This is a genomic window from Sphaerospermopsis aphanizomenoides BCCUSP55, assembly GCF_001586785.1.
Classification (GTDB): Bacteria; Cyanobacteriota; Cyanobacteriia; order Cyanobacteriales; family Nostocaceae; genus Sphaerospermopsis_A; species Sphaerospermopsis_A aphanizomenoides_A.
This window is the reverse complement of the sequence record NZ_LUFH02000077.1, coordinates 24,143-31,290: the sequence shown is the minus strand read 5'-3', so window position 1 is coordinate 31,290 and position 7,148 is coordinate 24,143. Positions and strand designations below refer to the sequence as shown.

Genomic DNA, 7,148 nt, shown 5'->3' with positions numbered 1-7,148 from the left:
GCCCCTTACACCCTACACCTCACACCCTACACCCCACACCCCACACCCCACACCCTATTCCCTGCTTTAATTTAGTTTGTTATTTTCAATATGCCCAAGGTACTAGCTCAAGGTAAATTAATTGAGTGTGAAAGCCAAGCCAATTTAAGAAAGGTGCTGCTCAAAAATGGTGTTGACCTCCATAACGGTAGTTCTCAGGTAATAAACTGTCGTGGACTTGGCAGTTGTGGTACTTGTGCGGTTAAGGTAGAAGGCGAAGTGTCCGCAGCAAATTGGCGTGATCAAACGCGGCGTTCCCTTCCACCCCATTCTCCTGCATCTGACTTGCGTTTAGCTTGTCAAACGCAGGTTTTAGGTGATGTAAAAGTAACAAAATTTAATGGATTTTGGGGTCAAGGTTCTCAGATAGTTTGGACACCAGAAGGTTAAAAAGGAGAGAAACAAGATGGGTAGATGGACACCCTTAATTTTGATGGCTGGAGGCGTGGCAATTTTGCTGGGTACGTTACTGGGTATTAACTTTCCCATGGGTGGACAACAAAGCGCCAATGTTCCCCCAGGAAGGAGGGCTTCCAGCGTTCTCCCAGCCAATATTAATGTTAATAGCACTGCTACTAGGGATGATGCTGAAGCGTCTACCAGAAATAATTCTGAAACTGCTACTAGCAATAACTCTGAAACTTCTACCAGAAATAATTCTGAAACTTCTAACAGCAATAATTCGGAAGTTGCCAACAGGAATGACTTTTCTGATGATACCAGCCGCACCCGTGTAGCTCAAAGTAATGCTTCTACGAATGAGCCAACAGGAACGGTTGATAATACACCAGAAACCAATAATAATGATACTTCTACCACAGAAACAAGCTCCAGTTCAGGTGATACTAATCAAGACAAAGAACCTATTCGCGCTTTGTGGTAGTGAAAGTATGGGTATAGGGTGTAGAGTGTAGGGTGTAGGGTGTAGGGTGTAGGGAAGAAGATAAATATTATCACCAATCACCAATCACCAATCACCAATCACCAATTTACAGCCTTGATAGGTTATTAGTTATGTACTAATGACTAATAACTATTGACTAATGACTAGCGACATTTTAATTATTGGTGGTGGTATTATCGGGTTGGCTTGCGCTGTAGAATTGAAGTTACGCGGTGCAAATGTTACTGTTGTTTGCCGTGATTTTACCGCCGCAGCCAGCCACGCCGCCGCAGGAATGTTAGCCCCTGATGCGGAAAATATCGCCAATGCGGCTATGCTTTCTTTGTGTAGGCGATCGCTTGCTTTATATCCCGACTGGACAAGCAAATTAGAAGAATTAACGGGGTTAAATACAGGTTATTGGCCTTGCGGCATCCTTGCCCCAGTGTATCAGGAGGCAGAAGGCAGGAGGCAGTGGTTCGACTTCGCTCACCAACCGGAGGCAGAAGTTAATCTCCCTATTTCCTCATCTTTCAAATCTCAAGGCTTTTGGTTAGATAAAGATGCTATTCATGAATATCAGCCCGGTTTGGGAGCAGATGTAGTTGGTGGCTGGTGGTATCCTGAAGATGGGCAAGTTGATAACCAGGCTTTGGTCAAAGTTTTGCGGAGTGCGGCTGAGTCTTTGGGTGTGGAATTCAAGCATGGGGTGAGAGTAGAAGCTATTTGTCAACAACAAGGACAAGTTATAGGTGTGCAAACTAACATTGGTTTGCTTCACGCTGACCATTATCTTTTAGCCGCTGGTGCTTGGACAAATCAATTATTACCTTTACCAGTGCGTCCCCGCAAAGGACAAATGCTACGGTTGCGAGTACCAGAATTTGAGACAGAATTACCTTTGACGCGGGTATTATTTGGGGAAAATATTTATATCGTTCCCCGGCGAAATCGCTCTATTATTTTAGGCGCAACCAGTGAAGATGTGGGTTTTACTCCCGATAACACACCAGCAGGTATTAAAAATTTACTCGAAGGTGCAACTCGTCTTTATCCCCAATTAGCAGATTATCCCATTCAAGAAATGTGGTGGGGTTTTCGTCCTGCTACATCCGATGAATTACCGATTTTAGGTGAAAGTCACTGTAAAAATTTAACTTTTGCTACTGGTCATTATCGCAATGGAATTTTGCTTGCACCAGTCACAGCAGTGTTAATTGCTGATTTGATTTGGTCACAAAAAACAGATCCCCTTCTAACTAATTTCCATTATTCCCGCTTTCAAACCCAGTCTTCTACCACAACATCAATGCTAACTCATCCTGCTAATTTCACTAACGGACATAGTAAGAATTTATCTCTCAGACCTGCGGAAATAACACTACAAGATTCAGGTTTAATTATTGCTGGTAAAACCTTTCAATCTCGCTTGATGACGGGAACTGGAAAGTATCGCAGTATTGAGGAAATGCAAAAAAGCGTCGTTGCTAGTGGTTGTCAAATTGTTACCGTAGCTGTGCGACGAGTACAAACCAACGCACCGGGACATGAAGGTTTAGCGGAAGCTTTAGATTGGGGTAAAATCTGGATGTTGCCGAATACCGCTGGTTGTCAAACTGCGGAAGAAGCGGTGCGGGTGGCACGTTTGGGACGAGAAATGGCGAAATTATTGGGACAGGAAGATAATAATTTTGTCAAGTTAGAAGTTATACCTGATACTAAATATTTATTGCCTGATCCCATAGGTACTTTGCAAGCTGCGGAACAATTGGTAAAAGAAGGTTTTGCAGTGCTGCCTTATATTAATGCTGATCCAATGTTAGCCAAGCGGTTAGAAGAAGTTGGTTGTGCAACGGTGATGCCTTTAGCAGCACCTATAGGTTCAGGACAAGGGTTAAAAACTACTGCCAATATTCAGATTATTATTGAAAATGCCAAAGTGCCTGTAGTGGTAGATGCTGGTATTGGTGCGCCTTCAGAAGCTGCACAAGCAATGGAATTAGGTGCAGATGCGTTGTTAATTAATAGTGCGATCGCACTGGCTGAAAATGCCCCAGCAATGGCTTATGCGATGAATTTGGCAACTGTGGCGGGACGCATGGCTTATTTAGCGGGAAGGATGCCAATGAAAGACTATGCTAGTGCTAGTTCTCCTTTGACTGGAACAATTACGGGCTAATTTTAACTAATTTTGTGGGGCGGGTATTTTGCCCGCTTTTCTGTTGTTTATGTCTACCAAAAGTAAAATTAATTGTATAAATACATCTTCCTTTTGATACAGGAAAAATACTTCTTATCTCTCATATAATAAAACTATATTTTCATGATTTGTAAACGCAGAATTATCATGTATAATCTTATTACCTATAATAACGATAAAGGACTTCTGGCTTATATTCAATTTCTCGCATCAAGAGCATTAAGAACTCAATACAATGGCACTGATCCAGTATTTGATTTTGAAGATGCACTTGATCAAACAGAAATAGCACATTTAACTGTAGATGAACTGAAAAAAAATTCGGAAATTAACGCTTTATTTACAGAACGTTGGCTACCTGCACCGATAAATTTAGATGAATTAAGCAAACTTCCAGAAGGAACTTTAGGTCATATTTATGCTCAGGAAATGAAAGTTAGAGGCTTTGATCCTAACTTCTATAAAAAAGTTCCTGTTGTTGATGATATTTCTTATTTAAAGATGCTTTGGAGAACTACCCATGATATTTATCATGTAGTTGCTGGGTTTGATACTGATGTTATGGGTGAATTAGGTTTACAAGCTTTTGTTTTAGCACAAACTCCTATACCTATTAGCATCATGCTGGTAAGTTTTGGCATGGTTTTGACTAGTCTTTATCAACCTCATCAATTCAAACCTTTAATGATGGAAATATCCCGTGGTTACTTTCTAGGTTCTCATACTCCTGTTAAATTAATCTCGAAAAAATGGGATCAGTTTTGGAATGTCCCAATTAGTGAAATTCGCACTCAATTACAAATGAATTCTCTTCCTGAATTAGCGGTAAGGTAAAATATGATTCTTTAAAAAATAAGGTTTTTGAGTCTAGTTCTGAGATTATGCTACTGTATACCACTTTTTTAATTAGCCCAAAATTTTCTATAGATATTCTTTGCATAATTCTGAGATTTAGATTTAAAATCCAACCACAAATCACTATTAACAGTGTAGCAAAATATCTCGCATAGATATTTTTGTTAATAAAATTCCTACTCAATCAGGAATAAATTTATTAGTGAAAAGTGAAAATTAGTGAATCATTAAGTCAGCAAGTACATGAACACAGCATATAAGCCGGATAAAAACTGTATTGAATAAGTTCATAAACTGTTGAATTTGTCAATAGTTAAACCATAACCAAAAAATTAAGTTTTGACTAGATGTAACGATTTATATATTTTTATGAAAATAAATACCATAATCTATGTAACATTCAATAAAAGAAAATAATAAGGAATTACTTCATGCCCTATACCAACGAAGAAGGCGGTCTTCTCAACAACTTTGCCCGTGAACCCAAGGTTTATCAAGCAGAACCTCCCACGGATGGACAGAAGCGTACCTACATTATTTTAGGAATTGCTGCTGCACTTTTGGTTGGGGGCTTGATTTTTGTCGCCTTCGCCGTGTCAAACCTCAGTTAAACTCCAACTATTTTAATAAAATTTAATTTTTAAAACTCTCAGGTTCTCATGTTAAGAAGAGCCTGATTTTTTTATTTTTTGTTAGAATTAAATAGGATTTAAGTATAATTAAACACTAAATGTCTTGTCAAGTTGTGAAAACTCGATTTATCCTGAGCAGAAAACATTTACTTGAAAATCAGAATATGAGATTTTCCAGTTATGTTTATTTACCTGACTTCAGAATCTATAGTGTGTTTCGGCTGTTGTAGCCACCATGAGCGTGAATGAAACCTTACCTCCAGATATTTTTGCTTGGAATCGGCAAGTATATCAACGTCTAAAATTTGCCCTAAGTATTGGTTTGCGACGGCAGATATTTTTTGCTGTATGTGATGACATCCACTTAAGAAATCAAATAGCTACTAGGTTGCACTCTACCTTGGCTTATCCGGTAGGACAAGTGTTATATCAACCAGCAGAAACAGGGGGAATTAGCACTCCCGCTTATCCACGGTTAGTTACATTGCGGTTGAATTTAAATGATCCCAATCCCATAGTACAGATAAATCAATGGTTAGCTAATTATCCTCCACCAATTGTTGGGGAATCAAAAGATACTCCAGGTCGTCCCTTACCCATACCAGCATTTCAGATAGTTGGTGTGGAGTTGCTAACTAAACAATCAGTAGCAGTACAGCGTTTATTTCTCCACTATCTCCGTCTAAGTGAACAGTATTTTGCGACCCAAGAATCTAGTTCATTTCTAGAATCTAGCCTACTATTTTGGGTTCCCCGTCCTTGGTTGTATGCTATCCAGCAATCAGCACCAAAATTTTGGCATTGTCGCACAGGTTTATTTGTCTTTGCTGGAGAACCGACACCAAGTATTGATAATCGAGATCATCAAAATTTTTCCAGTTTACGCAGTGTAGATGTAGGCAATCTGGAAAAATCAATTCTTGATGAATCAATCCCCTCAGATGAATTTATAGATAGGACTGTCCAAGATTTTCAGTTTATAGAAGATGATGATTTTCTGGATCAGACATCAGAAATTTTTGAAAATCAATCACCAGATTCAACCAAAGTCTCTGCTGTTCAAAATAGTATTCCCAACCTCTCCTCTTTCTCGCATATTAACGATGAGTTAATTTCCTTAGTTAAAGCAACACTGAACAAGAATATTGCTGAAGATGCCGATGAAAACTTGCAACCACAGCAATTACTTTGGGAAATTGAACAATTACAAATGCAACAAGCTAGTGAAGAGGAACTAGCAGTTGCTTATAATAATTTAGGAAATCTATATCGACTTCGCATTGAGCAAGGACAGTCAAGTCTAGAAAATTTAATGGTGGCTATTATTGCCTATCAGGAAGCTGTTAGCTATGATGACAATTCACCTCAACTACCTGATACATTAAATGATTTGGGTACATTGTACTGGATGCTGCACCGCACACCAGGAAGTAGTGAGGATGGAAAGACTTATATCGAGCAGGGAATAGAATTTTATCGTTTGGCAATCAAATTAATTTCACCTGATAGTCAACCGGAAATTTATGCGCGTGTACAAAATAATTTAGCGACAGCTTATGGTGATTTATCCAGGTTTTCCAATCCATTAGAAAATTGGCAGCAAGCAGTTACAGCTTACAATGAAGCACTTCTCTACCGAACAGAGGAAACTGATCCTTTCAAATATGCTGCCTGTCAAAATAATTTAGGAACTGCTTATTGGCATTTAGGGCAACATAGCCAACCGCTGGAAAATCTCAAGCAAGCGATCGCCGCTTATAATTCAGCACTTGTTTACTACAAACCTGCTGATGATCCCCTCAAATATGGCATGATTCAAAATAACATTGGTACTGCTTATTGGAATCTCTCCCAATATGAAACACCATTGGAAAATTTACAACTGGCTGTTGATTTCTACTTAGAAGCTTTAAAATATCGGACAGCAACTCATGTTCCCAATGCCTGTGCAGCAACTCGCAATAATTTGGGTACTGCCTACTGGCACATAGCAAATCTACCACAAGTAACCAAAGAAATTCGCCAAAATTTCCTACAATTATGTATAAAAACCTATCAAGAAACCCTAAAAATAGCAGATTCTCTAAATCGAAAAAATCTCAGCTTTGATGTATTAGCGACACAGAATAACTTGGGTTTAGCTCATTATCAATTAGTCACAGACCCATCATTTACTGGCGATAAAAAAACTCTTTCTCAGCATTTAGAATCATCTTTACAACATCATCTTCAATCATTAACCAGCTTAAATAAAAACACTGAAGCTTATCACACAACTTTTTCCCATATAGTCAAAATCATTCGCACTTTCCATAATGAGTTAGGTATTCAAGGACAAAATCTGGCTTTGTCTAAAGTTCCGGGTAATTTAATTCCAGAGATTTTACCTAAGTTATAGGGTGTAGGGTGTAGGGTGTAGGGTGTAGGGAATGACTAATGACTGACAGTTATTTGCTAAAAGTGTAACAATCGGTAAAATTACCGCTAGAGGTTAACAAAAGCTGAAAAAGTCTTTTATTGCCCGTTCCCTGTTGAATTA

General features: G+C 38.8%; 6 protein-coding genes. All 6 read left to right on the top strand.

All coding sequences use genetic code 11. The features are described from left to right. Window positions 1–90: 90 nt before the first annotated feature. The 6 genes from A0J48_RS18690 to A0J48_RS18665 all read left to right on the top strand — a co-directional run bounded on the left by A0J48_RS18690 (window position 91) and on the right by A0J48_RS18665 (window position 7,007). Window positions 91–429, top strand: coding sequence for a 2Fe-2S iron-sulfur cluster-binding protein (locus A0J48_RS18690; RefSeq protein WP_200325697.1), 339 nt, complete (start codon window positions 91–93; stop codon window positions 427–429). Window positions 430–445: 16 nt separating this feature from the next. Further along, entirely contained in the window at window positions 446–922 is a 477-nt protein-coding gene (locus tag A0J48_RS18685; RefSeq protein ID WP_200325695.1) for a hypothetical protein, read from the top strand. A gap of 160 nt (window positions 923–1,082) precedes the next feature. Further along, window positions 1,083–3,101, top strand: coding sequence for a glycine oxidase ThiO (gene thiO / locus A0J48_RS27490; RefSeq protein WP_200325693.1), 2,019 nt, complete (start codon window positions 1,083–1,085; stop codon window positions 3,099–3,101). A gap of 168 nt (window positions 3,102–3,269) precedes the next feature. Beyond that, entirely contained in the window at window positions 3,270–3,956 is a 687-nt protein-coding gene (locus A0J48_RS18675) for a Coq4 family protein (protein ID WP_200325691.1), read from the top strand. A 452-nt stretch (window positions 3,957–4,408) separates the two neighbouring features. Continuing rightward, on the top strand, window positions 4,409–4,588 hold the full coding sequence (gene psb34, locus A0J48_RS18670) for a photosystem II assembly protein Psb34 (protein WP_200325689.1): 180 nt from the start codon (window positions 4,409–4,411) through the stop codon (window positions 4,586–4,588). Window positions 4,589–4,844: 256 nt separating this feature from the next. Beyond that, window positions 4,845–7,007, top strand: a complete 2,163-nt coding sequence (locus tag A0J48_RS18665; protein WP_200325687.1) for a tetratricopeptide repeat protein — start codon at window positions 4,845–4,847, stop codon at window positions 7,005–7,007. Window positions 7,008–7,148 lie beyond the last annotated feature (141 nt).

Excerpts from the sequence above, each read along its gene's own strand:
- A0J48_RS18690 (WP_200325697.1), top strand. The coding sequence starts at position 91 with ATGCCCAAGGTACTAGCTCAAGGTAAATTAATTGAGTGTGAAAGCCAA.
- A0J48_RS18675 (WP_200325691.1), top strand. The coding sequence starts at position 3,270 with ATGTATAATCTTATTACCTATAATAACGATAAAGGACTTCTGGCTTAT.
- psb34 (WP_200325689.1), top strand. The coding sequence starts at position 4,409 with ATGCCCTATACCAACGAAGAAGGCGGTCTTCTCAACAACTTTGCCCGT.
- thiO (WP_200325693.1), top strand. The coding sequence starts at position 1,083 with ATGACTAGCGACATTTTAATTATTGGTGGTGGTATTATCGGGTTGGCT.
- A0J48_RS18685 (WP_200325695.1), top strand. The coding sequence starts at position 446 with ATGGGTAGATGGACACCCTTAATTTTGATGGCTGGAGGCGTGGCAATT.
- A0J48_RS18665 (WP_200325687.1), top strand. The coding sequence starts at position 4,845 with ATGAGCGTGAATGAAACCTTACCTCCAGATATTTTTGCTTGGAATCGG.